Annotated in this window: 1 protein-coding gene; it reads left to right on the top strand. The window is 35.4% G+C overall.

Features of this window, described 5'->3' with window-relative positions; all coding sequences use genetic code 11:
- Nucleotides 1-374 (top strand): NAD kinase (locus tag AC1DJR_RS33245; RefSeq protein WP_477004595.1); only part of this gene is annotated, 374 nt, incomplete at its 5' end.
- Nucleotides 375-483 lie beyond the last annotated feature (109 nt).

Genomic DNA, 483 nt, shown 5'->3' on the forward strand with positions numbered 1-483 from the left:
ATTTACATTTCGAAACCTTTAGAGGTGATGGATTAGTTATCTCCACACCAACAGGAAGTACCGCTTACAATAAATCATTACATGGTGCAGTTGTCGATCCACTTATCCCATGTTTCCAAGTAAGCGAACTAGCATCTTTAAATAACAACACATACCGTACACTCGGGTCACCGTTCCTTTTAAATCACGAGCGTACGTTAACTTTAACACTTAAACCAGATGGAAATGATTATCCTGTTATCGGAATGGATAACGAAGCACTTAGCATTAAACAAGTGGAAAAAGCCGTTGTTCGTTTAAGCGATAAACAAATTAAAACTGTTAAATTAAAAAACAACTCTTTCTGGGAAAAAGTACAGAGAACGTTTTTATAGTAATCAAAAAACCCTCGAATTATGGGATTTCCATAATTCGAGGGTTTTTTATTTATCAAATGCAACTTGACGCTGTTTCACAAAACATTTTGGAACAGGACAACAGTAT

The sequence above is a fragment of the Bacillus sp. 05T31 genome (assembly GCF_056396725.1).